This is a genomic window from Roseateles sp. GW821-FHT09G03 (assembly GCF_059416045.1).
This window is the reverse complement of the sequence record NZ_JBWKOK010000001.1, coordinates 439054-465685: the sequence shown is the minus strand read 5'-3', so window position 1 is coordinate 465685 and position 26632 is coordinate 439054. Positions and strand designations below refer to the sequence as shown.

The following is a 26632-nucleotide window of genomic DNA, read 5'->3' as shown; positions in this document are numbered from 1 at the left end:
CCGACTGATGGACGACCTGACCCTCGCGCTGCTGGAGCAGCTGATCGCCCGCCCGTCGGTGACGCCGGCCGATGCCGGTTGCCTGGAACTGATCGGCGCGCGGCTGGCCGCGGCCGGTTTCACCCTGGAACGCATGGACAGCGGGCCGGACGATTTCCGCGTCGGCAACCTGTGGGCCGTGCGCCGCGGACAGTCGGCGGATGGCCCGCTGCTGGTCTTCGCCGGCCATACCGACGTGGTGCCCACCGGCGATCTCGCGAAGTGGACCAGCGATCCGTTTGTTCCCACCGTGCGCGGCGACCGCCTGTACGGACGTGGCGCGGCGGACATGAAGACTTCGCTGGCGGCGATGGTCGTCGCCGCGGAAGACTTCGCGGCGATGCATCCGGATCATCGCGGCAGCGTCGCCTTCCTGCTCACCAGCGACGAGGAAGGTCCGGCGCGTGACGGCACCGTCGTCTGCGTCGAGCGCCTGCGCGCGCGCGGCGAACGGCTCGACTACTGCATCGTCGGCGAACCGACCTCGGTCGAGCGCCTCGGCGACACCGTCAAGAACGGCCGCCGCGGCTCGCTGTCCGGCAAGCTGCGCGTGATCGGCGTGCAGGGCCACGTCGCCTACCCGCACCTGGCGCGCAACCCCGTCCATCAGGCCGCGCCGGCGCTGGCCGAGCTGGCCGTGAGCGAATGGGATAATGGCAACGCCTACTTCCCGCCGACGACCTTCCAGATCTCCAACATCGCCGCCGGCACCGGTGCCGGCAACGTGATCCCCGGAGAGATGGTGGTGGACTTCAACTTCCGCTTCTCGACCGAATCGACGCCGGGCGCGCTGCGCCAACGGGTGCATGCGCTGCTGGACCGCCACGGGCTCGAGTACGTGTTGGACTGGTCACTGTCCGGCGAACCCTTCCTGACACCGGTGGGCGAGTTGTCGGCGGCGATCAGCGCGGCGATCGCGGCGGAGACGGGCGTGACGGCCGAGTTGTCCACGACCGGGGGCACTTCGGACGGGCGCTTCATCGCCAAGCTCTGCCCGCAGGTGGTGGAATTCGGACCGCTCAATGCGAGCATCCACAAGATCGACGAATTCGTGCCGTTGGATCAGATCGCGCCCCTGACGCGCATCTACCGACGCACCCTGGAGAATCTGCTGCTGTGACGCTGTTGGAATTGATCGAGGCCCAGGCCGCCCGCCTCCGTGAGGCGGGCGTTTCGTTTGGGCACGGCACGACGAACGCCTTCGACGAGGCCGCCTGGCTGAGCCTGTGGGCGCTGGACCTGCCGCTGGATGCGCTCGACGCGCACGAAGCCGATGCCGTCGACGACGCGGGTCGCGCGAAGGTCGAGGCGCTGGTCGCCGAACGCATCGCGACGCGCAAACCCGCCGCCTACCTGACGCGCGAAGCGTGGCTGCAGGGCGTGCCCTTCTACGTCGACGAGCGTGCCATCGTGCCGCGCAGCTTCATCGCCGAGCTGCTCGCCGACGCGACCATCGACGCATGGCTGTCGGACCAGACAAGCCGCGTGCTGGACCTGTGCACCGGCAACGGCAGCCTGGCCGTGCTGGCCGCGATGGCCTGGCCGGACGTGGCGGTCGACGCCATCGACCTGAGCGCCGAGGCGCTCGCGGTCGCGGCGATCAACGTCGAACGTCATCAGCTCGGCGAGCGCATCCGGCTGCTGCTGGGCGACGGCCTCGCGCCGGCGCAGGGACCGTACGACCTGATTCTCTGCAATCCGCCGTACGTGAACAGCACGTCGATGGCGGCGCTGCCGCACGAGTACCGCGCCGAACCCGAGCTCGCCCTCGCGGGCGGCACGGACGGCATGGACTTCATCCGCACGCTGCTGTCCGCAGCACCCGGCCAGATGAAGCCGCACGCGGTGCTGGTCCTCGAGATCGGCAACGAGCGCGAGTTTTTCGAAGCCGCTTTCCCACAGCTTGAATCCGCCTGGCTGGAGACCTCCGCCGGCGAAGACCAGGTCCTGCTGCTGACCCGCGAGGCGCTGGTCGCCGCGGGCTTCGGCCATGACGACGAACAAGGAGTTTCCCCATGATCACGCTGCGCAACATCGTGCTGCGCCGCGGCACCAAGGTCGTTCTCGATGACGCGAGCGTCGTGCTGCAACCCGGCGAGAAGGTCGGCCTGGTGGGCCGCAACGGCGCGGGCAAGTCCAGCCTGTTCTCGCTGCTGACCGACCGCCTGCACAGCGACAAGGGCGACGTGGAGATCCCGCGCCACTGGGCGCTCGCCGAAGTGGCGCAGCACATGCCCGAGACCGACATGCCGGCCACCGAGTTCGTGCTGGAAGGCGACGTCCGCCTGATGGCCGCGCGGCAGGCGCTGGCCGAGGCCGAAGCCGCCGACGACGGCCACGCCATCGCCGATGCCTACGCGCAACTGATGGACGCCGGCAGCCTCGACGCCCCCGCCCGCGCGCAGGCGCTGATGATGGGCCTGGGCTTCAAGGGCGCGCAGGTCGATGCGCCGGTCAACAGTTTCTCCGGCGGCTGGCGCATGCGGCTGCAGCTGGCGCGCGCGCTGATGTGCCCGTCCGACCTGATGCTGCTGGACGAGCCCACCAACCACTTGGACCTGGACGCCCTGGTCTGGCTGGAAGCGTGGCTGCAGCGTTATGAAGGCACGATGATCATCATCAGCCATGACCGCGAATTCCTGGACGCGATCACCAAGGTCACGCTGCATCTGGACGAGGCCAAGCTGCACCGCTACGGCGGCAACTACACGGCCTTCGAGTCGATGCGCGCCGAGCGCATGCTCCAGCAGCAGCAGGCCTTCAGCAAACAGCAGGAGCGCATGGCGCATCTGCAGAAGTTCATCGACCGCTTCAAGGCCAAGGCCAGCAAGGCCAAGCAGGCACAGAGCCGCGTGAAGGCACTGGAACGCATGGAACGCCTCGCGCCGGTGCTGACGGCGTCGGACTTCAGCTTCGAGTTCCGCGAGCCGCTGAACCTGCCCAATCCGATGCTGATGTTCGATACCGTCTCCGTCGGTTACGACACCGACGAAGGCGAGAAGGTCATCGTGCGCGGCATCGACCGCTCGGTGCTGGCCGGCCAGCGCTTCGGCATCCTGGGCGCCAACGGCCAGGGCAAGTCGACCTTCGTGAAGACGGTGGCGCGCATGCAGCGCGCGATGGGCGGCACGATCACCGAGGGCAAGGGCCTGTCGATCGGCTACTTCGCGCAGCAGGAGATGGACGTGCTGCGGCCTGATGAAGGCCCGCTGATGCACATGATCCGCCTGGCCAAGGAAGTCAGCCCGAACGCCCGCGAGCAGGAGCTGCGCGACTTCCTCGGCCAGTTCCGCTTCGTCGGCGACATGGTAAACCAGGAAGTGGGCAGCCTGTCCGGCGGCGAGAAGGCCCGGCTGGTGCTGGCGATGCTGGTCTGGCAACGCCCCAACCTGCTGCTGCTGGACGAGCCGACCAACCATCTGGACCTGCAGACCCGCGAGGCGCTGTCGATGGCGCTCAACGAGTTCGAAGGCACCGTCATGCTCGTCAGCCATGACCGCGCGCTGCTGCGCGAGGTCTGCGACGAGTTCTGGCTGGTGGCCGACGGCAAGCTCGCGCCCTTCGACGGCGACCTGGACGACTACCAGCGCTGGCTGCTGGACCGTTCCAAGGAAGCCGCGAAGATCGCGAAGGAAGAGGCCAAGCTGGCGCTGCGCAGCGCGCGCGCCAGCAGCGCAACACCTGCCCCTGCGCCGGTGGTTGCGGCGCCCGTGGCGGCCGCGCCGGTGCCGCCCGCCCCCGTCAAGCGCGACGACCGCAAGCTCAGCGGCCAGGCCCGGCAGAAGCTGTCCGAGCAGACCCGGCCCCTGCGCAAGGAGATGGAGCAGATCGACGCCCGCATGAAGGCCTGGGCAGACGAGCGCGCCGCGCTGGAAGCCCAGCTGTCCGGCGCCGGTCGGACGCCCGCGCAGATTGCGGACGCTGGCAAGCGACTGAAGGCCATCGGCGACGAGGTCGAAGCCGCCGAACTGCGTTGGCTGGAGCTCAGCGAGCAGGTGGACGCGATCCAGGCGACGGGCTGAGCCCCACAAGCTCCTTCCCGACCCCTCCAGTTCAACAACGCCCCGGCGACACCTGTCCCCGGGGCGTTGTTCCTTCTGGAACTTCCAGCCCTGGCCGCCGATAGTTCCCGTCAACCGCGCTCAAAGACCATTTCAATTGTGCGCAATTGAATTGCTCGCTATAGTTCATCCCATGCCGAACACGAAGCCCTTCAACCCGCCGGTCGCCGCCACCACGGCACGCCTGCACGACCAGCCGGCGCCTGCGGGCACGGACTGGCTGAAGCTCGATGTTCAACTGTGCTTCGCGCTCTATTCGACATCGCTGGCGATGACGAAGCTCTACAAGCCGCTGCTGGCTCCGCTGGGCCTGACCTATCCGCAGTACCTGGTGATGCTGGTGCTGTGGGAGACGGATGGGCCGAGCGTCTCCGATCTGGGGCAACGCCTGAACCTGGACTCCGGCACGCTCACCCCGCTGCTGAAACGGCTTGAATCGAGCGGCCTCATCGAGCGCCGCCGTGCAACGGCCGATGAGCGCCGCGTGGAAATCCACCTGACGTCCGCCGGCCGCGCCTTGCGTGAGCAGGCGGTCGCCATCCCAGAACACCTGGCATGCGCCAGCGCCTGCGGTCCCACCGAACTGGAGTCGCTGACAAGACGCCTGCATGAATTGCGTGGCAACGTACTGACCCACCTGGCACGCGATAACGCCGCCTCCAACGGGGATGGCAAGACCTGACCCCGAGCATCCGTTTTCACCCCCAACCCATCACCACCAAGGAGCCTCACATGGCCATCGAAAAAGCCCTCTACACCGCCACCGCCACCGCCACCGGCGGCCGTCAAGGCACCGCGCAATCGTCGGACGACCGCCTGAAGGTCCAGCTGTCCACGCCCAAGGCGCTGGGCGGCGACGACGGCGCCGGCACCAACCCCGAGCAGCTGTTCGCCGCGGGCTACTCGGCCTGCTTCATCGGCGCGATGAAGGCCGTCTCCGGCCGCAACAAGGTCGCCCTGCCGGCTGAAGTCTCGATCACCAGCGAAGTCGGCATCGGCCCCCACGCCAACAAGCCGGGCGCCTTCGGCATCGCCGTGTCGATGAAGATCTCGGTGCCGGGCATGGACCGCGCCGCGCTGGAAAAGCTGGTCGCCGACGCGCACGAAGTCTGCCCGTACTCGAACGCCACGCGCGGCAACATCGACGTCACGCTGACGATCGTCTGATCGTCCGGGTCCGGCCCGCTCCGGATTCACGATGAAAAAAAGCGCCGGCAATGCCGGCGCTTTGTCGTTGATGAGCGCCGCGGCGCGCGACGAGCTCAGCGGGACCGCAGCAGTGCGAGCAGCAATTCGATGCGCGCAGCCCACGGGGACAGTGCTGCCGCGGGCTCGTCGTTTGCGCCGACGATGCGTCCCTGCGCGCAACGCGTCGTGCGCCAGACCGGGACGCCCGCATCCTTCAGCGCCTGCACCGGCGCCTCCAGCGCCCGGTTCAGCGTGCCGTTCCCTGTACAGGCCAACACCAGGCCTTGGAGTCCGGCTGCGCGCCACGCGTCGAGCGAACGCGCATCGGCGCCCGCATGACTGGCGAGCACCTCGACCCACGGCCACCGCGACGCGTCTTCGGGCAGCACGCTCGCGCCCAAAGCCTCGCCTTCCGGCCAATCGCGGAAGCGGCGCACGATGCCCTCCTCCACCACAGCCAGCGGGCCGGCGTCAGGCCCGGCCTCGAAGGCATCGAGGCGGTAGGTGTGCGTCTTGCGCAGTTCCAACCCCGACCGGACCTGACCCGCGACCACCGCAACGACGCCGCGGACGCCAGCGGTCTCCGCCACGGCCACCGCATCGAGCAGGTTCTGCGGTCCGTCCGCTTGAATGGCCGTCGCCGGGCGCATCGCGGCCGTCAGGACGACCGGCTTCTCCGGCGCGAGCACGCGTTGCAGCAGGTAGGCCGTCTCCTCGAGCGTGTCCGTCCCGTGCGTGATCACGACGCCGCGGACCTCGGGGCGATCCAGATGCTCCCGCACCCGACGCGCGAGACGCGCCCAGGTCGCGTGATCCATGTCCTTGCTGTCGAGCTGCGCCAGTTGCTCAGCCTCGAGCGCCTTCGAGGCCAACGCGGGCACCGCGCCCACCAACGACTCGACCGACAGCGAGCCGGCCTTGTAGCCGACGTTGTCCGTCGCGCTGCCGGAGGCGCCGGCGATGGTCCCGCCGGTCCCGATGATCACGAGGGTCTGGGCCGCACTTTGCAATTTGTCGTCTCCTGTATAAAAATCCAGATGCTGGATGAATTCTCAGGCGGCTTTTGAACCCTCAAGGTCGCCTCGTCTTCGACATCCGCCCCTCAATGGAATAAAGGCTTGCTCGTGGACACACCGCCCAAACTCACTGCCCGACAACAGCAGATCTTCGATCTGGTCCGCGACAGCATCGAGAGCACCGGCTCGCCGCCCACCCGCGCGGAGATCGCGCAGCAGTTGGGATTCAAGTCCGCCAATGCCGCCGAGGAACACCTGCAGGCCTTGGCGCGCAAGGGCGTCATCGAACTGGTGGGCGGTACCGCCCGCGGGATCCGGCTGCCGTCGACGGCCCTGCGCCAGGTCAATCGCGCCCGGGAGCACAGCCAGTTCGCGTTGCCGCTGGCCAGCCTCGCGCAGTTGACGCTGCCGCTCGTGGGCCGCGTGGCCGCCGGCGCGCCTATCCTCGCCGAGGAACATGTCGAGCAGCACTATAGCGTCGACCCCTCGATGTTCTCGAAGGCGCCCGACTACCTGCTGCGCGTCAAAGGCATGAGCATGAAGGACATCGGCATCATGGACGGCGACCTGCTTGCCGTTCAGAAGATCAGCGAAGCGCGCAATGGTCAGGTGGTCGTGGCGCGCATCGGTGAAGAGGTCACCGTCAAGCGCTTCCAGCGTCATGCCGATGGGATCCGCCTGCTGCCCGAGAACCCGGACTTCGAGCCGATCGAAGTCACTTCCGATGAGGAGTTTTCGATCGAAGGGCTGGCGGTCGGTCTGATCCGCTCCGGCGGCTTCCACTGAATCCCGGCAGCGGCGTCGTGAGCGCGCGAAAGACGCACACCAAGGCGGCCTCGGCCGCCGAGTGTGCGACTTTGCGGCAGATTCCCAACATCGGGCCCGCGATGGTTCGGGATTTTGAACTGATGGGAATTCGCCAACCTGCGGATCTCGTGGGCGCCGACGCCTTCGCCCTGTATCAGCGAATTTGCAAGCTCACAGGCCAACGACACGATCCCTGCGTGCTGGATACTTATATGGCCGCCGTCGATTTCATGAACGGCAACGCTCCCCGAGATTGGTGGAGTTATACGGCGCAGCGAAAGCGCGAGTATCCAGATCTCTGATCACGGGACAAATCAAACGCACCAAAGAAAAAACCCTGCCGATTTGCATCGACAGGGTTTTAATGTTGGCGGAGTGGACGGGGCTCGAACCCGCGACCCCCGGCGTGACAGGCCGGTATTCTAACCAACTGAACTACCACTCCAGATACGACGCTATTGAGTGCGTCGATATCATTTGCGAACAAGTTTCGCTGCAAACCATCGATACCTTTCGGAACCGCGATGCAGCCAAGCCTTGTCGAACTTGGCGTCCCCTAGGGGATTCGAACCCCTGTAGCCACCGTGAAAGGGTGGTGTCCTAGGCCTCTAGACGAAGGGGACTGGACTTGCTTGTCTTGACTCGAACTGCGCGTACTCTGCAACCTCACACCCGAAGGTGCTCTGGTGGAGGTAAGCGGGATCGAACCGCTGACCTCTTGCATGCCATGCAAGCGCTCTCCCAGCTGAGCTATACCCCCGAATGCTTTCGCATCGAATCGGTACGCCGCCCGAGTCTCAACTGTGTTGGCGGAGTGGACGGGGCTCGAACCCGCGACCCCCGGCGTGACAGGCCGGTATTCTAACCAACTGAACTACCACTCCAGATACTCAAGATCTTTCGATCTATCGCATCAAACTTTTCCTGCTTTGATTCGATCAATTGCTTGATGTCATCGCTGCGTCGATTTCGTTACTGTACCTGATTTTGACAACGATCAAATCGATTTCCGAAGAATTTTTCGATTTTCTCGTTCAATCTCTGGTCAATAACCAAGTTCGAAACTTGGCGTCCCCTAGGGGATTCGAACCCCTGTAGCCACCGTGAAAGGGTGGTGTCCTAGGCCTCTAGACGAAGGGGACTGAACCTTCTTCTCTTGAACCGCGCGCCACGCAAACTGAAGTTTGGTGGAGGTAAGCGGGATCGAACCGCTGACCTCTTGCATGCCATGCAAGCGCTCTCCCAGCTGAGCTATACCCCCTTCGGGGATTCGATCCGGCTTCTTTTCAGCTTTTGAATTTCATCGGGGAGCTTGCGCTCCCCGTTTTGATTCATCGTTGCCGCTTCGAAGTTCGTTTCGAACGTCGCGCTGTTCAAGCGAGAACGAGAGTATAGATCGAGTTTTAAACGGAACGCAAGCGGTTCAACAAAATTTCTTTGTCGAAAAGTTCCAGCACCGCATCCACCGACGGCGTCTGCGAACGGCCACAGGCCAGCACTCGCACGGGAATCGCCAGTTGCGGCATCTTCAGACCGTGTGTGGCTATGGTTTCCTTGATGGCCCCACTGATGGCGGCCTTGTCCCACACCGCCAGCGCTTCGAGTTTGTCCGCGAAGGCCAGCACGGCCGGCTTGATCGCGTCGGTCAGGTGTTGGGCGCGATCAGTCTCGCTCGGGGTCACTGGCGACACATACATCGCCAGCCAGTCAGTCAGCGCCACCGTCGTGCTGCAGCGGTCCTTGAACAGGCCGCACATCGCTTCCAGGCGCTCCGGCGCGGCCAAGCCCCGCTTGGTCAGCTGCGCCGCGACCAGCGAGGCCAGCCGCGCATCGTCGGCCTGCTTGATGTAGTGCGAGTTGACCCATTCCAGCTTGGCCGGATCCCATTGCGCGGGGCTCTTCGAGATGTGGCTGCCGTCGAACCACGACACCAGTTGCGCCACGCTGTAGAGCTCGTCGTCGCCGTGGCTCCAGCCCAGTCGCGATAGATAGTTCAGCATCGCCTCGGGCAGATAGCCGTTCTCCTCGTACGCGGTGACGCTGACCGCGCCACGGCGCTTGGACAGCTTCAGGCCGTCGTCGCCCAGGATCACGGGAATGTGGCCGAACGCCGGCAGCGCCGCGCCCAGTGCGTTGAAGAGGTTGATCTGCCAGGGCGTGTTGTTGATGTGCTCGTCGCCACGGAAGACGTGCGTGATCTTCATGTCCCAGTCGTCGATCACGACCGCGAAGTTGTAGGTCGGCACGCCGTCGGGACGCAGCAGGATGAGGTCGTCGATCTCGCGGTTGTTGATCGTGATCGGCCCCTTGACCAGGTCATCCCAGGTCACGTCGCCATCGATCGGATTCTTGAAGCGCACCACCGGTTCGATGTCGGCGGGGATCGCCGGCAAGGTCTTGCCCGGCTCCGGACGCCAGGTGCCGTCATAACGACGCTTCTCGCCGCGGGCCTCCTGACCTGCCTTCATCGCGGTGAGCTCCTCGGGCGAGCAGTAGCAGCGGTAGGCGGTGCCGGCCGCGATCATCTGCTCGATGACCGCGTGATAGCGTTCCAGGCGCTGCATCTGGTAGATCGGACCTTCGTCGTACTCGAGGCCCAGCCACTTCATCGAGGCCAGGATCTGGTCGACCGAATCCTGCGTCGACCGCGCGACGTCGGTGTCCTCGATGCGCAGCACGAATTCGCCGCCATGATGGCGCGCGTACGCCCAAGAGAACAGCGCCGTGCGCGCCGTGCCGAGGTGCAGGAAGCCCGTCGGCGACGGGGCGATGCGGGTGCGGACCGGGGTGGAGGGAGTCGTCATAGGGAATTCAAACCGCGGGCCAGGTCGGCCTTGATGTCTTCGATGTCTTCCAGGCCGACCGCGACGCGGATCAGACCCTGCGTGATGCCGGCCGCCTGGCGCTGCGGCTCGGTGAGCCGGCCGTGCGAGGTGCTGGCCGGATGCGTGATGGTGGTCTTGGTGTCGCCGAGGTTGGCGGTGATCGAGCAGATCTTCGTCCGGTCGATCACGTGGAAGGCGACGGCACGGCCGTTGTCGTCCGCACTGCTCTTGACGATGAACGACACCACCGCCCCGCCCTGCCCGCCTTGCTGGCGCATCGCGAGCTCATGCTGCGGATGCGACTTCAGGCCCGGGTAGTAGACGCGCTCGATGGCGGGATGCGCCTCCAGCCATTCGGCCAGCACCGCGGCACTGGCGGTCTGCGCCTTCATGCGCACCGACAAGGTCTCCATGCCCTTGAGCACGACCCAGGCGTTGAACGGCGACAGCGACATGCCGACCGAGCGCATCACCGGCGTGAACACCTCATCGACGTACTTCGCCGAGGCGCAGATCGCGCCCGCGATCACGCGCCCCTGGCCATCGAGGTACTTCGTGCCGGAATGGATGATGAAGTCCGCGCCCATCTTCGTCGGCTGCTGCAGCGCGGGCGAGGCGAAACAGTTGTCGACGGCCAGCAGCGCGCCGTGCGCGTGCGCGATCTCCGCCAGCGCGGCCACGTCGCAGACTTCCGTCAGAGGATTGGTCGGCGTCTCGGCGAACAGCAGCCTGGTGTTGGGCTGCAGCGCGTTCTTCCACTCGGCCAGGTCGGTCTGCGACACGAAGGTCGTCTGGACGCCGAACTTGCCGAACTCGCCCTGCAGCAGCTTGATGGTCGAGCCGAACACCGAGCGCGAGCACACCACATGGTCGCCGGACTTCAGCAGGCCCATGACCAGCAGCATGATCGCGGACATGCCGGACGAGGTCGCGATGCAGGCCTCAGTGCCTTCGAGTGCCGCGAGCCGGCGCTCCATCATCATGACCGTCGGATTCGAGAAGCGGCTGTAGACGAAGGCCTCCTCCTCGTTGGCGAAACGGCGCGCGGCGGTGGCCGCGTCCGGATGCACGAAGGAGCTGGTCAGGTACAGCGCTTCCGAGTTCTCGCCCCAGGGCGACGGCGGCAGGCCCTCGCGGACGGCGAGCGTGTCCAGCCGCACGTCGGCCGGCAGGTCCACGCGCGGGATGCCGCCCTTCTTCTCATTGCTCATCACTGGTCTCCGCCGCTTTGCAGCGCCAAGCGGCTGCGCGCCGGCAGGTCCTCTTCCTCGGGCTGCGACTTGCGCTGCGCCTGCATGGTCGCGAAGTCCTCGACCGAGACGTCGCCGGTGATGTAGGTGCCGTCGAAGCACGAAGCCTCGAAGCCGTTCAGACCCGGACGGAGCTGGCCGACCACGCGCTTCATCGCATCGACGTCCTGGTAGATCAGCGCGTCGGCGCCGATGAACTGCCGGATCTCCTCGATCGAACGGCCGTGGGCGATCAGTTCTTCCTTGGTCGGCATGTCGATGCCGTAGACGTTGGGGAAGCGCACCGGCGGCGCGGCCGAGGCCAGGTAGACCTTGTTCGCGCCGGCCTCGCGGGCCATCTGGACGATTTCCTTGGAGGTCGTGCCGCGCACGATGGAGTCGTCGACCAGCAGCACGTTGCGGCCCTTGAATTCGAGGCCGATCGCGTTGAGCTTCTGGCGCACCGACTTCTTGCGCGTGGACTGGCCCGGCATGATGAAGGTCCGGCCGACATAGCGGTTCTTGACGAAGCCTTCGCGGTACGGCTTGCCGATGCGATGCGCGAGCTGCATTGCCGACGGGCGGCTCGATTCCGGGATCGGGATGACGACGTCGATCTCGCTGGGCGGGATCGTCGAGATCAGGCGCTGGGCCAGCGTCTCGCCCATGTTCAGGCGGGCCTGGTAGACCGAGATGCCGTCCATCACCGAGTCCGGGCGCGCCAGGTAGACGAACTCGAACATGCAGGGATTCAGCGTCGGGTTCTCGGCGCACTGCTGCGTGTGGACCGTGCCCGCGGTGTCGATGAACAGGGCCTCGCCGGGCGCGAGGTCGCGCGTCAGCACGTGGCCGGTGCCTTCCAGCGCCACGCTTTCGCTGGCGACCATGACCTCGCCGTCGGCGGCCTGGCCGAAGCACAACGGCCGGATGCCGTAGGGATCGCGGAACGCGAGCAGCCCGTGTCCGGCGATGAGCGCGATCACGGCGTAGGAGCCCTTGATGCGCTTGTGCACCGTGCCCACGGCCTTGAAGATCTGCGCCGGCGTCAGCGGCAGGTCGCGGCCGGCCATCTCCAGCTCGTGCGCGAGCACATTGATCAGGACTTCGGTGTCGCTCTCGGTGTTGATGTGGCGGCGGTCGACGTCGAACAGCTCATCCTTCAACGCATGCGCGTTGGTCAGGTTGCCGTTGTGGACCAGCACGATGCCATAGGGCGCGTTGACGTAGAACGGTTGCGCCTCTTCCTCGGAGTAGGCGTTGCCCGCCGTCGGATAGCGGACCTGGCCGAGGCCGACGTTGCCGGGCAGTCCGCGCATGTTGCGGGTGCGGAAGACGTCGCGCACCATGCCGCGTGCCTTGTGCATGAAGCACTTCTGACCCTGCATCGTGACGATGCCGGCCGCGTCCTGGCCGCGATGCTGCAACAGCAGCAGCGCGTCATAGATCAGCTGGTTGACCGGCGCCTTGGAAATCACACCGACGATGCCGCACATGGGGAGGTCCTTAATGCTTCTGGAACGGGAAGAAAACGACGAGGAAAGCGACGGCCAGGGCGCTCGTGACGCTCAGGCCGGAATGTAGTCTTGCAGGGCCGCGGGCAACAGCGGCTTCACCTGCGTGAGGGTTGCCTGCAGCCAGGGCGCGATCTGCGATTCGGTCCACGGCTGCGACCGCACGGCCGGCGTCATGTCCACGATGACGGTCGCCAGCAGTGCCAGCAACACCGCGCGCAGCACGCCGAAGGCCGCGCCGCCGAGCCGGTCCAGCACGCCCAGCGGCGTCGCGTGGATCAGCGCCCGGATCAGCTTCGCGCCAAGACCCCAGATCAGCAGCACCAGGATGAACGCCAGCACCAGTCCGACGGCATGGATCAGCGACGGGCCGATCTTCTCGGCCGGCAGCAGGCCCTCGATGAACGGCGCCACGAAGGGCGAGGCCGCATACGCGACCAGCCAGCCGGCGATGGTCATCAGCTCGAAGACCAGGCCGCGCCACGCGCCCAGCAGCACCGAGACGAGGAGCAGGCCCAGCAGCGCGAGGTCGACCCAGTTCATCGCGATGATCGGACGTGCGCTGGGAAAAGGTCATGGTCGTGCATCGTGGCGTGCTCCGTGCCGGCCCGTCAGAGCGTCAGCACGGCCGACGAAAGGCCACCGCCGCGGACCTTGGCCGCGACCTTGTCCGCCTCGTCGCGCGAGTTGAACGGTCCCACCCGGACGCGGATGCGCTTGCCGTCCGCCGTGTCGACCGCTTGCGTGTAGGTCTTGAGGCCCATGCGCTCGACCTTGGACCGCACGTCCTGGGCGGCCTTGCCGTCGGCGTAGGCGCCGACCTGCACGATGAAGCGCGCGCCGGAGACCGCCGCGGCGTCGGGCTTCTTGTCGGCCGAACGGCCGTCCAGCAACGCCTGGGCACGGGCGGCATCGGCCGACCGGGTGTCTGGCTTCGGGTCGGGCTTGCGCTCCGGCTTGGCTTCGACCTTGGGCTCGGGTTTGCGCTCCGGCTTGTTCTCCGGTCTGGTCTCGGCCCGGGCCTCGGGCTTGTGTTCAGGCTTGGTCTCGACACGCGCCGGGCGCGCCGGTTCGGCGATCGTCGCGCGCTCGTCGGGCTTGGTCTCCATGCGCGTGGGCGGCATGGCCTGGGCCACTTGGTCGGCGACCGGATCCCGCGGCGCTTCCGGCGGCGGGACCGGGCGGTCGGCGGCGGCCTGCTCGGCGGACTCCGTGATGATGCCGCGGCCGGCGTCACTGCCGGTGGCCTGGCCGCGCGAGGTCTGGGCGGTCGGCGCGGGGATCGTCAACGGCGTGGCGCCGTCCTTGCGCGGGATGTCGATCGGCAGGTCGACGGGGATCGGACGCGGCTGGGTCTCGAAAAGCAGCGGGAACACGATCACCGCGACGCCCACCAATACGGCGGCGCCGATCAGGCGCCGGCGCGCCCGCAGACGCAGTTGCTGGACATCGTCGACCGCCTCGGCGCCGCCACGGGCGCGACCGCGCCCACCGTCTCCGGAACGGCCCCGCTCGGCCCGTTCACCGCCTCGGTCGCCGGAGTCGTTCGTTTCGCCGCGCTTCAGGAAGGACAGAAGACCCATGTACTCGGAGGACCTGGTTGATGCCGCGCCGTCGCCGCGGGAGTGCCTCCGGGACCCACGGCCCCGGAGCGGAAAGCGGCCCCTCCGTAGTTACGGACGGGGCCGCCGACTTCAACTGCGAGAGATTCGAATGCAGCGTTGCGAAGCGCTCAATGCCACCCGCTTCAAGACTCGGATTCCGGCTGGACGCCGCCGCCCAGTCTCGGGATGCCGTTCTTGAGCACGCCGCCCACGGTGAAGAACGAACCGAAGACCAAAATTCTATCAGCGGGGTCCGCCTCGGCCGCCGCCGCGGCCAGGGCCGATGCGGGGTCCGGATGCAGCGACGCGCCGACGTCCTTCGGCGTTTGCAGCGTGCCGGCCGCGCGAGCCTCGTCGAAACGCGCCTGCAGCGCCTGGGCGCTCGCCGCACGCGCGATCGGCAGGTCGCAGAAATGCCAGTGGTCGATCAGCGGCGAGATGCGCGCCAGGATGTTGGCGAGGTCCTTGTCTGCCATCGCGCCGAACACGGCCCGGGTGCGCGGATAGAAGCCCATCTGGTCGAGGTTCTGCGCCAGCGCTGCCACCGCATGCGGGTTGTGCGCGACGTCCAGCACCAGCATCGGCGAACCCGGGATGACCTGAAAGCGTCCCGGCAGTTCGACGAGGGCCAGCCCTGCGCGCACCGCCTGCGCGGAGATCGGAAGCCGCTCATACAGCGCCTCGAACACCGCGAGCACGCCCGAGGCGTTCAGCAGCTGGTTCACGCCGCGCAGCGCCGGGTAGGACATGCCGCTGTAGCGCCGCGCGCGTCCGGCCCACTGCCACTGCTGGCGGTCGCCGGAATAGCTGAAATCGCGTCCGAGTTGGCGCACTTCCGCGCCGATCGACTCGGCATACGCCGCGATCGAGGCCGGCGGCATCGGATCGGACACGATCGCCGGCTTGCCCGGCCGCATGATGTGCGCCTTTTCGCGGCCGACGGACTCGCGGTCCGGGCCGAGGTACTCGGTGTGATCCAGGTCGATGCTGGTGATGACACTGCAGTCGGCGTCGATGACGTTCACCGCATCCAGGCGCCCGCCCAGGCCGACTTCCAGGATCACCAGGTCCAGCGGTTCCGACGCGAGCTTGTGCAGGATCGCCAGCGTCGTGAACTCGAAATAGGTCAGCGCCAGTTCACCGCGGGCCTTTTCCACCGCTTCGAAATGCGGCAGCAGCGCTGCGGCGTCGACCGGCTGGCCGCCGACGCGGCAGCGCTCCTGGAAGTGCACCAGGTGCGGCTTGATGTAGAGACCGACACGGTACCCCGCCTGCAGCGCGACGCTTTCCAGCATGGCGCAGGTGGAGCCCTTGCCGTTCGTGCCGGCGACCATCACGACCGGCGTATCCGGGCCGAAGTTCAGGTTCAGGCGTTGGCGCATCTCGGCGACGCGCGCCAGCGTCATGTCGATCTCCTTCGGATGCAGCCGCTCGCAACGGGCCAGCCAGGCGTCGAGCACCTGCTGCGCGTTGCCGCCGGGGGTCAGCACGGGAATGGAAAGATCGTTCGAGACGGCTGAGGGGGACGAAGTGGAGGACATCGGAAATTCCAAGGCTCAAATGAAGACGGCCAGACCGGGAGTGGTCTGGCCGTGCTGAGTACCGTCACCACCCCGGGGGTGGTTCGCAGCCGCGAACGTCAGGCGACCGCGTCGGAGCTCTGCCGCTGCAGGATGGCCAGGTTGCGGGCGATGACCTCGCGCAGCTTGCGGCGGTCGACGATCATGTCGATCGCGCCCTTCTCCATCAGGAACTCGGCGCGCTGGAAACCCGGGGGCAGCTTCTCGCGCACGGTGTTCTCGATGACGCGCGGGCCGGCGAAGCCGATCAGCGCCTTGGGTTCTGCGATCACGATGTCACCCACGAACGCGAAGCTCGCCGAGACGCCGCCCATCGTCGGATCGGTCAGCACGCTGACATAGGGCAGCTTCGCCTTGGCCAGGCGCGTGAGCGCGGCGTTGGACTTGGCCATCTGCATCAGCGAAAGCAGGCCCTCCTGCATCCGCGCGCCGCCGGTAGCGGTGAAGCAGATGAAAGGGGTCTTCTGCTCCAGCGCGGTCTCGACGCCGCGCGCGAAGCGCTCGCCGACCACGGAGCCCATCGAGCCGCCCATGAAGTCGAACTCGAAGCAGGCCGCCACGACCGGGATGCTCATCACCGCGCCGCCCATGACGACCAGCGCGTCGGTCTCGCCGGTCGATTCCAGCGCTTCCTTGAGCCGGTCCGGATACTTCTTGCTGTCCTTGAACTTCAGCGCGTCCACGGGCAGCACTTCCTGGCCGACCTCGTAGCGGCCTTCGCCGTCCAGGAACGCGTCCAGGCGGGCCCGGGCGCCGATGCGGTGATGGTGACCGCACTTCGGGCAGACGTTGACGTTCTGCTCGAGGTCGGTCTTGTACAGCACCGTTTCGCAGGACGGGCACTTGATCCACAGGCCTTCCGGCACCGTGCGGCGCTGGTCGGGGTCGGTCTGCTGGATCTTCGGGGGAAGCAGTTTCTCAAGCCAACTCATGGCGGGCTCCTATAGCTAAGGCCGGACGGCCGAGCGGGGTATCGACACCGTCGACCCTGTTCAGGCGTCCAGCGCGGCGCGGATGTCTCGGATGAAGGCCGCCGCCTGGATCGCGACATTATCCCTTGTCTGGGACTCGATCAGCTGGACGAGGGCCGAACCGATCACCACCGCGTCCGCATGGCGCGCCACGGCGGCCGCCGTGGCGCCGTCGCGGATGCCGAATCCGACGCCCAGCGGGATGCTCACGTGCTTGCGCAGACGCGGCATCGCCTCGGCGACGGCGCCGGTGTCCAGGTGGCCGGCGCCGGTCACGCCCTTGAGGGAGACGTAGTAGACGTAGCCGCTGGCGAGCTGCCCGATGCGGGCGACGCGCTCGTCGGTCGACGTCGGGGCGAGCAGGAAGATCGGATCCAGCCCCTGCGCCTTCAGCGCGGCGGCGAAGGCCTCGGATTCCTCCGGCGGGTAATCGACGATCAGCACGCCGTCGACCCCGGCGGCCTTGGCCTCGGTGACGAAGCGCTCCAGGCCGAAACGCTCGACCGGGTTGGCGTAACCCATCAGCACGACCGGCGTCGCGTCATCCTGCCGACGGAAGTCGCGGACGATCGCCAGCACATGCGTCAGCGTGATGCCCTTGGCCAGCGCGCGTTCGCTGGCCTTCTGGATCACCGGGCCGTCGGCCATCGGATCGGAGAACGGCACGCCGAGCTCGATCACGTCGGCGCCGGCCTTCGCCATCGCCAGCATCAGCTCGACGGTCACGTCCGCGTAAGGATCGCCCGCGGTAACGTAGGGGATCAGCGCCTTGCGGCCCTCGGCGCCCAGGCGGGCGAAGGTGGCTTGGATGCGGCTCATTGCGCGCCTCCCTTCACGGCGTGGCCGGCCATCGAGGGCCGGTCGAAGTACTCGGCGCCCGACAGGTCGGCCACGGTGCCGATGTCCTTGTCGCCGCGACCGGAGAGGTTGACCAGCAGGTGCTGGTCCGGCCGCATCGTCGGCGCGAGCTTGAGCGCATGCGCCAGCGCATGGCTCGATTCGAGCGCGGGGATGATGCCCTCGGTGCGGCACAGCCGGTGGAAGGCGGCGAGCGCCTCGGTATCGGTGGCACCGACATATTCGGCGCGGCCGATGTCCTTCAGGTAGGCATGCTCGGGGCCGACGCCCGGGTAGTCCAGGCCGGCGGAGATCGAATGCGTCTCGATGATCTGCCCCGCGTCGTCCTGCAGCAGGTAGGTGCGGTTGCCGTGCAGCACGCCGGGCGAGCCGGCGGTCAACGTGGCCGCGTGCTTGGGCGTGTCGACGCCCTGCCCCGCCGCCTCGACGCCGATCAGGCGCACATCCGCATGCGGGATGTACGGGTAGAAGATCCCGATCGCGTTGCTGCCGCCGCCCACGCAGGCGATGACGGCATCGGGCTGTCTGCCGGTCATCTCGGGCATCTGCACGAGGCACTCGTCGCCGATGACGCGCTGGAAGTCGCGGACCATCATCGGATACGGATGCGGGCCGGCCACGGTGCCGATGATGTAGAAGGTCGACTCGATGTGGGTGACCCAGTCGCGCATCGCTTCGTTGAGCGCATCCTTCAGCGTCTTCGAGCCGGACTCCACCGGCACGACACGCGCGCCCAGCAGGTTCATCCGGTAGACGTTGGGCGACTGGCGCTTCACGTCCTCGGAGCCCATGTACACGACGCACTCCATGCCGTAGCGGGCGCAGATCGTCGCGGTGGCGACGCCGTGCTGGCCGGCGCCGGTCTCGGCGATGACGCGCTTCTTGCCCATGCGTCTCGCGAGCAGCGCCTGGCCGATGGTGTTGTTGACCTTGTGCGCGCCGGTGTGGTTCAGGTCCTCGCGCTTGAGGAAGATCTGCGCGCCGCCGAGCTCGCTGCTCAGCCGCCTGGCGTGATAGATCGGGCTCGGCCGGCCGACGAAGTGCGCCAGCTCGTACTGGAACTCGCGGATGAATTCCGGGTCCTGGCTGTAGCGGGCGTACGCCTCGTTGAGTTCGTCGAGCGCGTGGATCAGCGTCTCGGCGACGAAGCGGCCGCCGTAGTAGCCGTGGGAGTTGGCGGTGGACACGGGGCCGAAACGGCCTTGCGCATCGGGCTGCTCGTAACCCGCGAGCGGGCCCGTGACGAACGGGGTCGCGGATGGATTCAAAGTCTTGGACATGAGGGGTCCTCGGTGAGGATGCCCGTCTGCGAACCTGCGGGGATCAAAGGCAGGAGTTCAAGCCGACTTCAGGCGGTCGGCCTCGCGCACGGCATCGCAGAACTGGCGGATCTTGCCGGCGTCCTTGAGGCCCTTGGAGGCCTCCACGCCGGAGCTGACGTCAACGGCCCAGGGCCGCACCTTCAGCACGCCATCGATCACGTTGGCTGCACTCAACCCACCAGACAAAACGACCGGAGAGGGAACGCTTGGAGGCAGCAGTGACCAATCGAAGACCTTTCCGCCTCCACCGTAACCGTCGACGAAGGCGTCGACCAGCACGGCCTGGGCGCGGGAGAACCGAGAGACGAAGTCTAGCAAATCGAAGCCCGGCGCCATCCGTGCCGCGCGCAGATAGGGGCGCGCCCAGCGATCGCAGTCCTCGGGCGTCTCATCGCCATGGAACTGAAGCGTCAGCGTCGGGATCGCCGCCAGCGCCGCCTGGATCGCCTCGGGCGACGCATTGACGAACAGGCCCACGGGCGTCACGAACGGCGGCAGGCGCCGCGCCAATGCCGCGGCGCGTTCGACACTGACGGCGCGCGGGCTCTTCTCGTAGAAGACCAGCCCGATCGCGTCGGCGCCAGCGTCGACAGCGACGTCGACATCGGCTTCGCGGGTCAGGCCGCAGATCTTGATTCGGGTGCGGGTCATAGGGGATTCAAGGCAACCAGTCCATCGCCGCCGTGTGCCGCGGCAGATTCAGGTGATCGTCGTAGGTCGGGCCGACGAAGTACAGCCCGTCCGGCGGGAAGGTCGGCGCCGCGGCATCGCGGGACCGCGCCGCCAGCACCTCGTCCAGCCACGACGGCGGCTTCTGCCCCGCGCCCACGGCGATCAGGCAGCCCATGATGTTGCGGATCATGTGATGCAGGAAGGCGATGCCGTCGAACTCGAAGCGCCAGTACGGGCCGCGGCGGTGGATCTCGATGCCGCGCAGGATCTTCACCGGTGAGGCCGCCTGGCACTCCGCGGAACGGAACGAACTGAAGTCATGTTCGCCGACCAGCCGCGAAGCCGCGTCGCGCATCGCGTCGCCGTCCAGCGGCCGGAAGATCCAGCCGACGCTGCCGGCCTGGATGGAGGGCCGCACGTTCGACTCCAGCAGCAGGTACCAGTAGCGCCGGCCGCGCGCCAGGTTGCGCGCGTGGAAGTCATCGCCGGGGAACGCGGCCCACTGGACCGCGACGTCGCGCGGCAGGTAGCGGTTGACGCCGCGGACCCAAGAGAACTCCTCGCGCGCCACCGGCGAGTCGAAGTGGACTACCTGGTTCAACCCGTGGACGCCGGTGTCGGTGCGGCCGGCGCAGATCGTGCGGACCGGCTGCGCGATGAACTGGGCAAGCGCCGCCTCCAGCGCGTCCTGGACGGTGCCGCCGCCCGGCTGGCTCTGCCAGCCCTTGTAGGCCTCGCCGCGGTAACTCACGCCCAGCGCCACGCGCATGCGGATCTCCGGATCTCAGGAAAAAAGTGAACGCCAAAAAGAAAAGGCGCCCGGCCAGGCCGAGCGCCTTGTCGTGAACCGCTCGCAGTTTAGCGAAGCTGGTCCAGCATCTGTTGAGCGCGGGCGCGCATCGGACCGTCGGCCTTGCCGACCAGCTCCTGCAGCACGTCGCGCGCGCCTTCGGTGTCGCCGATCTGACGGAACTCTTCAGCCAGCTCGATCTGACGCTGAAGGGCCTCGTCGTCGTTCGGGTCGATGCTGTCGAGGTCGACGCCCAGGTCGTCCAGGCTCATCGTGTCCCGGGTCGACGGCTTGGCATCGGGCAGCGCGTCCAGATCGGGCAGATCGACGGACGCGATGTCCTCGATGTCGTTCACCTTGCCGATCGTGCGCTCGTCCCGGCTGGCCGGTGCGTCGGTCGGCAGGTCCAGGTCGATGCTCGACAGGTCGAAGTCCAGCGACGACGGATCCTGCGCGGGCGCCGAGGCCGGCGTGCTGCCGCCCAGATCGTCCAGGTCACCGAGGTCGAACTCGAGTTCGCGGGCGCTGGCGGCGGTGGGAGCCGGCGGTGTGCTCAGGTCCAGGTCCATGTTCATCGGCGCCTGGCTGGCGGACGAGGGCAACGCCTGCGTGGCGGCCATGGCCGGCGCCGGTGCCGGCGGCGAACCCAGGTCCAGGTCCAGATCGAGGTCCATCAGGCTGGACGGGCCGCTGTCACGCGGCGCGGCCGCAGCCGCCGCCGCGGCGGTCGCCGCCGCGCGGGCCAGCGCGCCGCCGCCCGGATGGGCCATGCCGGTCGCGGGCAAGGTGCTCGCGTTCATCGGCTCGGGGCGCTCGTCGTCGTTCTCGAACATCGTCGGCGCGCCGCCGGGCTGGTACAGCGGATTCTCCGGATCAGCCTGGCGGCCGAGTTCCTGGACCTTCGCCCAATCCTCGCCCTGACCCTTGGTCTCGGCGTACAGCTGGACGGCCAGTTGCTCGAAGCCCTTGATGTCGCGGCGCTTGCCATAGACCTCCAGCAGCTTCAGGCGGATGGCCAGACGCTCCGGATTGGCGCGCAGCGCCTCCTTCAGGATTTCCTCGGCCTGCAGGTCGCGGCCGTAGGCCAGGTAGACGTCGGCTTCGGCGACCGGATCGACGTCGCCGATCGCATCGAGCTGGCTCAGCGAATAGCTCATCGACGACTGACCGGTCGTCGAAGCGTCGCGCGTGTCGACGCGCTGACCGCCGCTGTGACCAAAGAACGAGTCCGGCGCCAGGCGGCTTTCCGCGAACGCGGTCTCGGAACGCGAGGCCGCATCGCGGCGCGCGCGCCAGCGGTTGTAGCCGATGCCACCGGCGATCACGGCCAGGGCGGCCACGAGCGCGGGCAGGTAGTCGCCCAGCGAATCGAGGAAGCCGGGCTCCTCCGGCTCTGGCTTGGGTGCCGGCACGGCGCGCGGTGCCGAAGCGGCGACCGGGCGCGAAGCGGGAACTTCAGCCACCGCGGCCGAGGCCGGGGCGGCAGGCGCTTCCGATGCGGCCGCGGGCACGTTCGCGGCGACGGTCACCGGCGGCACCACGGCCGGCGCGGGAGCCGGTGCAGGCGCGGGGGCCGGCGTCGGCGCGGGGGCCGGCGCTGCCGCGGTCGTCGCCGCAGCCGGCTTCGACGCGGCGCTCGACAGCTTCTTCAGCTCTTCGACGTTGCGGGTCAGTTCGGCGACTCTGGCCGCCGAATCCTTCTTCTCGGTGTCCTTCGACACCTTGGACTCCGCGCCGGCAACGCCGCTGGGCTTGCTCAGCGTCAGCTTGTCCGGGGCGGTAGACGTCGCGGGCTTGCGGTCCTCGACGGAGGCCTGCACGGAACCCTTGGCCTGACGGCTGTTCTCTTCCGCCTTCAGCGCCGGCGCGGCTTCGGCCAGACGCTGGCGATATCCGCCGAAGTCGCTGCTCTGCGCCTGGATGACGCGGCGCGCTTCCTGCGGCGTGATCGACTGGACGGCCTCGCTGCCGGGCACGGACAGCACGGCACCCGACTTCAGCCGGTTCATGTTCTGGCTGATGAACGCGTCCGGGTTGCTGCGGTACAGACCGACCAGCATCTGGTCCAGCGACACGCCGGACGGCTGGGTGCGGCCCGCGATGCGAGACAGCGTGTCGCCGGGCTGGACCGTGTACTCGGAGCCGGGCGTGGCCGGTGCGGCCGCCGCGGGCGACGGGGCCGGACGCGGTGCGCGCGCCGTGGCGGGCGCGGGCGGCTGACTCACCGGCGTGGCAGGCGCGGAGGACACCGGCGCCTGCGTGCGTGCGACCGGGGGCGGTGCGACAACCGACGGCGTCGACGCGGGCGCCGAGATCACCGGGGAAGTGGTCGGCTCGTTGGAACGCGCGACATTGGTGTTGCTCGGCGGATCGAACAGCAGCGTGAATTCGCGGGTCAGGCGGCCGCTCGACCAGTTCACCTCGAGGATGACGTCGACGAACGGTTCCTGGACCGCGCGGTCGCTGCTCAGGCGCAGGAAGGGCCGGCCATCGGCGCGGCGGGCCAGTTGCACCTGCGTGCTGGCCAGCACCGCGTTGTAGTCCAGACCCGAAGCCCGGTAGGACTCAGGCGGCGCGACGCGCAGCTTGAGCGAGCCGGCTTCCTCGGGACTGAGGCTGCTGACGTCGATCTCCGCGCGCAGCGTTTCGCCAAGCGCCGATTGCACCGTCAGTTTCCCAAGCCCCAGGCCGTAGGCGGAACCCGCCGCCAGTCCCAACGCGGTGACCGCGGCCACCTGGCTCAGCGCAAATCGCGCATATGCGCTCGCATGTTTTTTCAAGGCGTCCCCCAAAGCAACAAGGCGGCCCATCCAAAGGACCGCCTGTCTGACGTATTGTTGTTGTGCGACTGATGCGCCCGGGCAGGCTCCCAGCCATTCCCGCGGTAGAAAATCACAACGGTGGCAAGCATATACGCATCGTTGCTGAGGTAGCTCATGAATAACAACGATGAGCTAGCGCAGATACACAGGTGGTTACCGCCTTGTCGCTAGAAGGCAACGCGAACGCCCTCTGGCAATCCCTAATCGGGATGAAAAAAAGCGGTGGCATGGCCACCGCTTTCAGAGCGCTACGCGCCAGCCGGCGTCGTGTCGACGACGACCGGCAAAGTGCCGATCAACGATCCAGCAGGATGCGCAGCATCCGGCGCAGCGGTTCCGCCGCGCCCCACAGCAACTGGTCACCGACGGTGAACGCGCCGACGTATTCCGGCCCCATGGCCAGCTTGCGGATGCGGCCGACCGGAATCGTCATCGTGCCGGTGACGGCAACCGGGGTCAGGTCCTTGATCGTGGCTTCGCGCGTGTTGGGCACGACCTTCACCCACTCGTTGTCCGCGGCGATCATGGCTTCGATCTCGTCCAGCGGCACGTCCTTGCGCAGCTTGAGGGTCAGCGCCTGCGAGTGGCAGCGCATCGCGCCCACGCGCACGCAGAAACCGTCGACCGGGATGGCGGCGGTGCCGAAGCCCTCGCCCTGGCCGAGGATCTTGTTGGTCTCGGCCATGCCCTTCCACTCTTCCTTGGACATGCCGTTGCCGAGGTCCTTGTCGATCCACGGGATCAGCGAGCCGCCCAGCGGCACGCCGAAGTTGGCGATCTCGTCGGCGGACAGCGCGCGCTGCTTGGCGATGACCTTGCGATCGATCTCGAGGATGGCGCTCTTGGGGTCGTCCAGCAGCGCCTTCACTTCCGCGTTCAGCGTGCCGTACTGGGTCAGCAGCTCGCGCATGTGCTGCGCGCCGCCGCCGGACGCGGCCTGGTAGGTCTGCGTGGACATCCACTCAACCAGCCCGGCCTTGTACAGCGCGCCCACGCCCATCAGCATGCAGCTGACGGTGCAGTTGCCGCCGATCCAGTCGCGGCCGCCCTTGGACAGCGCGTTCTTGATCACCGGCATGTTGACCGGGTCCAGCACGATCACGGCGTTGTCGGCCATGCGCAGTGTGGACGCGGCGTCGATCCAGTGGCCGTTCCACCCCGCGGCGCGCAGCTTGGGATAGACCTCGGCGGTGTAGTCGCCACCCTGGCAGGTGATGATGATCTCGCAGCGCTTGAGCTGATCGATGTCGAAGGCGTTCTGCAGCGCCGTCTCGTTCTTCGCGAACGCCGGGGCGGTGCCGCCCGCGTTCGACGTGCTGAAGAACAGCGGCTCGATCAGATCGAAATCGCGCTCCTGCGCCATGCGGTCCATCAGCACCGAGCCGACCATGCCGCGCCACCCCACCAAACCAACCAATGTCGTCATTTGCGTACCTTCGTTCATTGAAAGGCCCGGCACTGCTGGCCGGGCATCGCCCAAACACCGTCACACACCCTGGGAGCCTGCCCGGCTCGCTTCGCCGGGTGTGTGAGGTGGGGCGAGACGAACCGGAGCGGACTAGCTCTTGATGGTTTTGGTCGTGGTAATGCCTTTGGCCGCGACGATCGCGGTCACGACGGCATCACCCATCTCGCGGGTGCTCACCTTCTGGGTGCCCTCGCTCCAGATGTCCGCGGTACGCAGACCCTGGGCCAGCACGGCTTGAACCGCCGACTCGATACGAGCGGCGGCTTCGGGCTGGTGGAGGGAGAACTTGAGCATCATGGCAGCGGAAAGGATTGTAGCCAGCGGATTGGCGATCCCCTTGCCCGCGATGTCCGGCGCGCTGCCGTGGCTGGGTTCGTAGAGGCCCTTGTTGTTCTTGTCCAACGAGGCGCTGGGCAGCATGCCGATCGAGCCGGTCAGCATCGCCGCCTCGTCCGACAGGATGTCGCCGAACATGTTGCCGGTGACGACGACGTCGAACTTCTTGGGCGCCTTGACCAGTTGCATCGCGGCGTTGTCGACGTACATGTGGTCCAGCTCGACGTCGGGGTAGTCCTTGTGGACCTCGGTGACGACGTCCTTCCAGAACTGGAAGGTCTCCAGCACGTTGGCCTTGTCGACCGAGGTCACCTTCCTGTTGCGCTTGCGCGCGGCCTGGAAGGCGACGTGGGCGATGCGCTCGATCTCCGGGCGTGAGTAGCGCATCGTGTCGAAGGCTTCCTCGCTGCCGGGGAAGTGACCGTCGACGGCCGTGCGGCGGCCCCGCGGCTGGCCGAAATAGATGTCGCCGGTGAGCTCGCGGATGATCAGGATGTCCAGGCCGGCGACCAGTTCGGGCTTGAGGCTCGACGCATGGGTGAGCTGCTCGTAGCAGATCGCGGGGCGGAAGTTGGCGAACAGGCCGAGGGCCTTGCGCAGACCCAGGATGGCCTGCTCCGGGCGCAGCGCGCGCTCCAGCTTGTCGTACTTCCAGTCGCCGACGGCGCCGAACAGCACCGCGTCCGCTTCCTGCGCGAGCTTGAGCGTCGCCTCGGGCAGCGGATGGCCGGAGGCCTCGTAGGCGGCGCCGCCGACGGGCGCGGTCTCGAGCTCGAACGGGAGATCGAGCACGTTCAGGACCTTGACGGCCTCCGCGACGATTTCGGTGCCGATGCCGTCACCGGGCAGGACTGCGATCTTCATAGGGTCCTCAGCGAGAAATTCGATTGTTGAGCCACGGCTTGGTGGCGATGCGTTCGGCTTCGAAGGCCTTGATCTTGTCGGCATGACGCAGCGTCAGCGCGATGTCGTCGAAGCCGTTGAGCAGACAGTACTTGCGGAACGGCTGGACGTCGAAGGGCAATTCCTCGCCATCGGCCTTGACGACGACCTGGCGCTCCAGGTCCACCGTCAGCTGATAGCCGGGGAACGCGAAGACCTCGTCGAACAGGCGCGCGACCTGGCTCTCCGGCAACACGATCGGCAGCACGCCGTTCTTGAAGGTGTTGTTGAAGAAGATGTCGGCGAAGCTCGGCGCGATCAGCGCGCGGAAGCCGTACTGCTGCAGTGCCCAGGGCGCGTGCTCGCGGCTGGAACCGCAGCCGAAGTTGCTGCGCGCGATCAGCACCGAGGCGCCTTGATAACGCGGCTGGTTCAGCACGAAGTCCGGATTGGGCTTGCGGCTGGCCGGATCCTGGCCCGGCTCGCCGTGATCGAGATAGCGCCACTCGTCAAAGAGATTCGGGCCGAAGCCGCTGCGCTTGATCGATTTCAGGAATTGCTTGGGGATGATCGCGTCGGTGTCGACGTTCTCGCGATCCATCGGGGCCACGAGGCCCTTGTGCACGGTGAACTTGTCCATGGCGGGTGTCC

At 67.3% G+C, this 26632-nt stretch carries 23 protein-coding genes and 6 tRNA genes; 7 read left to right on the top strand and 22 right to left on the bottom strand.

Going from position 1 to position 26632, the window contains the following annotated elements:
- Nucleotides 1–7: 7 nt before the first annotated feature.
- From dapE to AC07OZ_RS02085, 5 genes are all read left to right on the top strand, one after another.
- Nucleotides 8–1159, top strand: coding sequence for a succinyl-diaminopimelate desuccinylase (gene dapE / locus AC07OZ_RS02105; protein WP_495465506.1), 1152 nt, complete (start codon nt 8–10; stop codon nt 1157–1159).
- Nucleotides 1156–2058 (top strand): 50S ribosomal protein L3 N(5)-glutamine methyltransferase, encoded by a 903-nt coding sequence (gene prmB, locus AC07OZ_RS02100; protein ID WP_495465505.1) that lies wholly within the window; start codon nt 1156–1158, stop codon nt 2056–2058. The genes dapE and prmB overlap by 4 nt, the downstream gene beginning before the upstream one ends.
- Entirely contained in the window at nt 2055–4061 is a 2007-nt protein-coding gene (locus tag AC07OZ_RS02095) for an ATP-binding cassette domain-containing protein (RefSeq protein WP_495465504.1), read from the top strand. The genes prmB and AC07OZ_RS02095 overlap by 4 nt, the downstream gene beginning before the upstream one ends.
- Nucleotides 4062–4233: 172 nt before the next feature.
- Nucleotides 4234–4782, top strand: coding sequence for a MarR family winged helix-turn-helix transcriptional regulator (locus AC07OZ_RS02090; RefSeq protein ID WP_495465503.1), 549 nt, complete (start codon nt 4234–4236; stop codon nt 4780–4782).
- A 50-nt stretch (nt 4783–4832) separates the two neighbouring features.
- Nucleotides 4833–5267 (top strand): organic hydroperoxide resistance protein, encoded by a 435-nt coding sequence (locus tag AC07OZ_RS02085; RefSeq protein WP_495465502.1) that lies wholly within the window; start codon nt 4833–4835, stop codon nt 5265–5267.
- A 95-nt stretch (nt 5268–5362) separates the two neighbouring features.
- Here the strand turns inward: AC07OZ_RS02085 and AC07OZ_RS02080 are convergent, their stop codons facing one another.
- On the bottom strand, nt 5363–6298 hold the full coding sequence (locus tag AC07OZ_RS02080; protein WP_495465501.1) for an asparaginase: 936 nt from the start codon (nt 6296–6298) through the stop codon (nt 5363–5365).
- Between the two features lie 114 nt (nt 6299–6412).
- Between AC07OZ_RS02080 and lexA the strand changes: the two genes are divergently transcribed.
- Nucleotides 6413–7090: a transcriptional repressor LexA gene (gene lexA / locus AC07OZ_RS02075; protein ID WP_495465500.1), complete on the top strand. Its 678-nt coding sequence runs from the start codon at nt 6413–6415 to the stop codon at nt 7088–7090.
- Between the two features lie 17 nt (nt 7091–7107).
- Nucleotides 7108–7413, top strand: coding sequence for a helix-hairpin-helix domain-containing protein (locus tag AC07OZ_RS02070; protein WP_495465499.1), 306 nt, complete (start codon nt 7108–7110; stop codon nt 7411–7413).
- 66 nt (nt 7414–7479) lie between these two features.
- On the opposite strand, the gene AC07OZ_RS02065 is transcribed toward AC07OZ_RS02070, so the two are convergent.
- The 21 genes from AC07OZ_RS02065 to leuD form a co-directional block, all read right to left on the bottom strand.
- Nucleotides 7480–7556, bottom strand: a tRNA-Asp gene (locus AC07OZ_RS02065).
- 102 nt (nt 7557–7658) lie between these two features.
- Nucleotides 7659–7734 (bottom strand) — tRNA-Glu (locus tag AC07OZ_RS02060).
- A 61-nt stretch (nt 7735–7795) separates the two neighbouring features.
- A tRNA-Ala gene (locus tag AC07OZ_RS02055) sits at nt 7796–7871 on the bottom strand.
- A 47-nt stretch (nt 7872–7918) separates the two neighbouring features.
- Nucleotides 7919–7995 (bottom strand) — tRNA-Asp (locus tag AC07OZ_RS02050).
- A 182-nt stretch (nt 7996–8177) separates the two neighbouring features.
- Nucleotides 8178–8253: transfer RNA gene (locus tag AC07OZ_RS02045), tRNA-Glu, on the bottom strand.
- Between the two features lie 43 nt (nt 8254–8296).
- Nucleotides 8297–8372: transfer RNA gene (locus AC07OZ_RS02040), tRNA-Ala, on the bottom strand.
- A gap of 142 nt (nt 8373–8514) precedes the next feature.
- Nucleotides 8515–9915: a glutamate--tRNA ligase gene (gene gltX, locus AC07OZ_RS02035; protein ID WP_495465498.1), complete on the bottom strand. Its 1401-nt coding sequence runs from the start codon at nt 9913–9915 to the stop codon at nt 8515–8517.
- Complete coding sequence (locus tag AC07OZ_RS02030; RefSeq protein WP_495465497.1) at nt 9912–11147, bottom strand: O-succinylhomoserine sulfhydrylase; 1236 nt, start codon at nt 11145–11147, stop codon at nt 9912–9914. The genes gltX and AC07OZ_RS02030 overlap by 4 nt, the downstream gene beginning before the upstream one ends.
- On the bottom strand, nt 11147–12658 hold the full coding sequence (purF, locus tag AC07OZ_RS02025) for an amidophosphoribosyltransferase (protein ID WP_088407344.1): 1512 nt from the start codon (nt 12656–12658) through the stop codon (nt 11147–11149). Before purF ends, AC07OZ_RS02030 begins: the two co-directional genes overlap by 1 nt.
- A gap of 72 nt (nt 12659–12730) precedes the next feature.
- Complete coding sequence (locus AC07OZ_RS02020) at nt 12731–13219, bottom strand: CvpA family protein (RefSeq protein ID WP_495465496.1); 489 nt, start codon at nt 13217–13219, stop codon at nt 12731–12733.
- A gap of 68 nt (nt 13220–13287) precedes the next feature.
- Complete coding sequence (locus AC07OZ_RS02015; RefSeq protein ID WP_495465495.1) at nt 13288–14259, bottom strand: SPOR domain-containing protein; 972 nt, start codon at nt 14257–14259, stop codon at nt 13288–13290.
- 164 nt (nt 14260–14423) lie between these two features.
- The gene (gene folC, locus AC07OZ_RS02010) at nt 14424–15821 is read right to left on the bottom strand and encodes a bifunctional tetrahydrofolate synthase/dihydrofolate synthase (RefSeq protein WP_495465494.1); all 1398 of its coding nucleotides are present in this window, start codon (nt 15819–15821) and stop codon (nt 14424–14426) included.
- 98 nt (nt 15822–15919) lie between these two features.
- Complete coding sequence (accD, locus tag AC07OZ_RS02005) at nt 15920–16792, bottom strand: acetyl-CoA carboxylase, carboxyltransferase subunit beta (protein ID WP_297530625.1); 873 nt, start codon at nt 16790–16792, stop codon at nt 15920–15922.
- A 60-nt stretch (nt 16793–16852) separates the two neighbouring features.
- Entirely contained in the window at nt 16853–17650 is a 798-nt protein-coding gene (gene trpA, locus AC07OZ_RS02000) for a tryptophan synthase subunit alpha (protein WP_495465493.1), read from the bottom strand.
- Nucleotides 17647–18969, bottom strand: coding sequence for a tryptophan synthase subunit beta (gene trpB / locus AC07OZ_RS01995; protein ID WP_495465492.1), 1323 nt, complete (start codon nt 18967–18969; stop codon nt 17647–17649). Before trpB ends, trpA begins: the two co-directional genes overlap by 4 nt.
- 57 nt (nt 18970–19026) lie before the next feature.
- Nucleotides 19027–19662, bottom strand: a complete 636-nt coding sequence (locus AC07OZ_RS01990; protein WP_495465491.1) for a phosphoribosylanthranilate isomerase — start codon at nt 19660–19662, stop codon at nt 19027–19029.
- Nucleotides 19663–19669: 7 nt separating this feature from the next.
- The gene (truA, locus tag AC07OZ_RS01985; protein WP_495465490.1) at nt 19670–20452 is read right to left on the bottom strand and encodes a tRNA pseudouridine(38-40) synthase TruA; all 783 of its coding nucleotides are present in this window, start codon (nt 20450–20452) and stop codon (nt 19670–19672) included.
- 89 nt (nt 20453–20541) lie between these two features.
- Nucleotides 20542–23208: a motility hub landmark protein FimV gene (locus AC07OZ_RS01980; RefSeq protein WP_495465489.1), complete on the bottom strand. Its 2667-nt coding sequence runs from the start codon at nt 23206–23208 to the stop codon at nt 20542–20544.
- A gap of 382 nt (nt 23209–23590) precedes the next feature.
- Nucleotides 23591–24721 (bottom strand): aspartate-semialdehyde dehydrogenase, encoded by a 1131-nt coding sequence (asd, locus tag AC07OZ_RS01975; protein ID WP_495465488.1) that lies wholly within the window; start codon nt 24719–24721, stop codon nt 23591–23593.
- 132 nt (nt 24722–24853) lie between these two features.
- Nucleotides 24854–25963 carry a 3-isopropylmalate dehydrogenase gene (gene leuB, locus AC07OZ_RS01970; protein ID WP_495465487.1) on the bottom strand — a complete coding sequence of 370 codons (1110 nt, stop codon included), beginning with the start codon at nt 25961–25963 and terminating at the stop codon, nt 24854–24856.
- 7 nt (nt 25964–25970) lie between these two features.
- Nucleotides 25971–26621 (bottom strand): 3-isopropylmalate dehydratase small subunit, encoded by a 651-nt coding sequence (leuD, locus tag AC07OZ_RS01965; protein ID WP_495465486.1) that lies wholly within the window; start codon nt 26619–26621, stop codon nt 25971–25973.
- Nucleotides 26622–26632 lie beyond the last annotated feature (11 nt).

What these genes read in the sequence shown, in the direction of transcription:
- leuD (WP_495465486.1), bottom strand. Translation starts at nt 26,621, where the DNA reads ATGGACAAGTTCACCGTGCACAAGGGCCTCGTGGCCCCGATGGATCGC.
- truA (WP_495465490.1), bottom strand. Translation starts at nt 20,452, where the DNA reads ATGCGCGTGGCGCTGGGCGTGAGTTACCGCGGCGAGGCCTACAAGGGC.
- AC07OZ_RS02015 (WP_495465495.1), bottom strand. Translation starts at nt 14,259, where the DNA reads ATGGGTCTTCTGTCCTTCCTGAAGCGCGGCGAAACGAACGACTCCGGC.
- AC07OZ_RS02095 (WP_495465504.1), top strand. Translation starts at nt 2,055, where the DNA reads ATGATCACGCTGCGCAACATCGTGCTGCGCCGCGGCACCAAGGTCGTT.
- gltX (WP_495465498.1), bottom strand. Translation starts at nt 9,915, where the DNA reads ATGACGACTCCCTCCACCCCGGTCCGCACCCGCATCGCCCCGTCGCCG.
- AC07OZ_RS02085 (WP_495465502.1), top strand. Translation starts at nt 4,833, where the DNA reads ATGGCCATCGAAAAAGCCCTCTACACCGCCACCGCCACCGCCACCGGC.
- purF (WP_088407344.1), bottom strand. Translation starts at nt 12,658, where the DNA reads ATGTGCGGCATCGTCGGTGTGATTTCCAAGGCGCCGGTCAACCAGCTG.
- trpA (WP_495465493.1), bottom strand. Translation starts at nt 17,650, where the DNA reads ATGAGCCGCATCCAAGCCACCTTCGCCCGCCTGGGCGCCGAGGGCCGC.
- leuB (WP_495465487.1), bottom strand. Translation starts at nt 25,963, where the DNA reads ATGAAGATCGCAGTCCTGCCCGGTGACGGCATCGGCACCGAAATCGTC.
- AC07OZ_RS01990 (WP_495465491.1), bottom strand. Translation starts at nt 19,662, where the DNA reads ATGACCCGCACCCGAATCAAGATCTGCGGCCTGACCCGCGAAGCCGAT.
- folC (WP_495465494.1), bottom strand. Translation starts at nt 15,821, where the DNA reads ATGTCCTCCACTTCGTCCCCCTCAGCCGTCTCGAACGATCTTTCCATT.
- asd (WP_495465488.1), bottom strand. Translation starts at nt 24,721, where the DNA reads ATGACGACATTGGTTGGTTTGGTGGGGTGGCGCGGCATGGTCGGCTCG.
- AC07OZ_RS02030 (WP_495465497.1), bottom strand. Translation starts at nt 11,147, where the DNA reads ATGAGCAATGAGAAGAAGGGCGGCATCCCGCGCGTGGACCTGCCGGCC.
- AC07OZ_RS02020 (WP_495465496.1), bottom strand. Translation starts at nt 13,219, where the DNA reads ATGAACTGGGTCGACCTCGCGCTGCTGGGCCTGCTCCTCGTCTCGGTG.
- dapE (WP_495465506.1), top strand. Translation starts at nt 8, where the DNA reads ATGGACGACCTGACCCTCGCGCTGCTGGAGCAGCTGATCGCCCGCCCG.
- accD (WP_297530625.1), bottom strand. Translation starts at nt 16,792, where the DNA reads ATGAGTTGGCTTGAGAAACTGCTTCCCCCGAAGATCCAGCAGACCGAC.
- AC07OZ_RS02090 (WP_495465503.1), top strand. Translation starts at nt 4,234, where the DNA reads ATGCCGAACACGAAGCCCTTCAACCCGCCGGTCGCCGCCACCACGGCA.
- trpB (WP_495465492.1), bottom strand. Translation starts at nt 18,969, where the DNA reads ATGTCCAAGACTTTGAATCCATCCGCGACCCCGTTCGTCACGGGCCCG.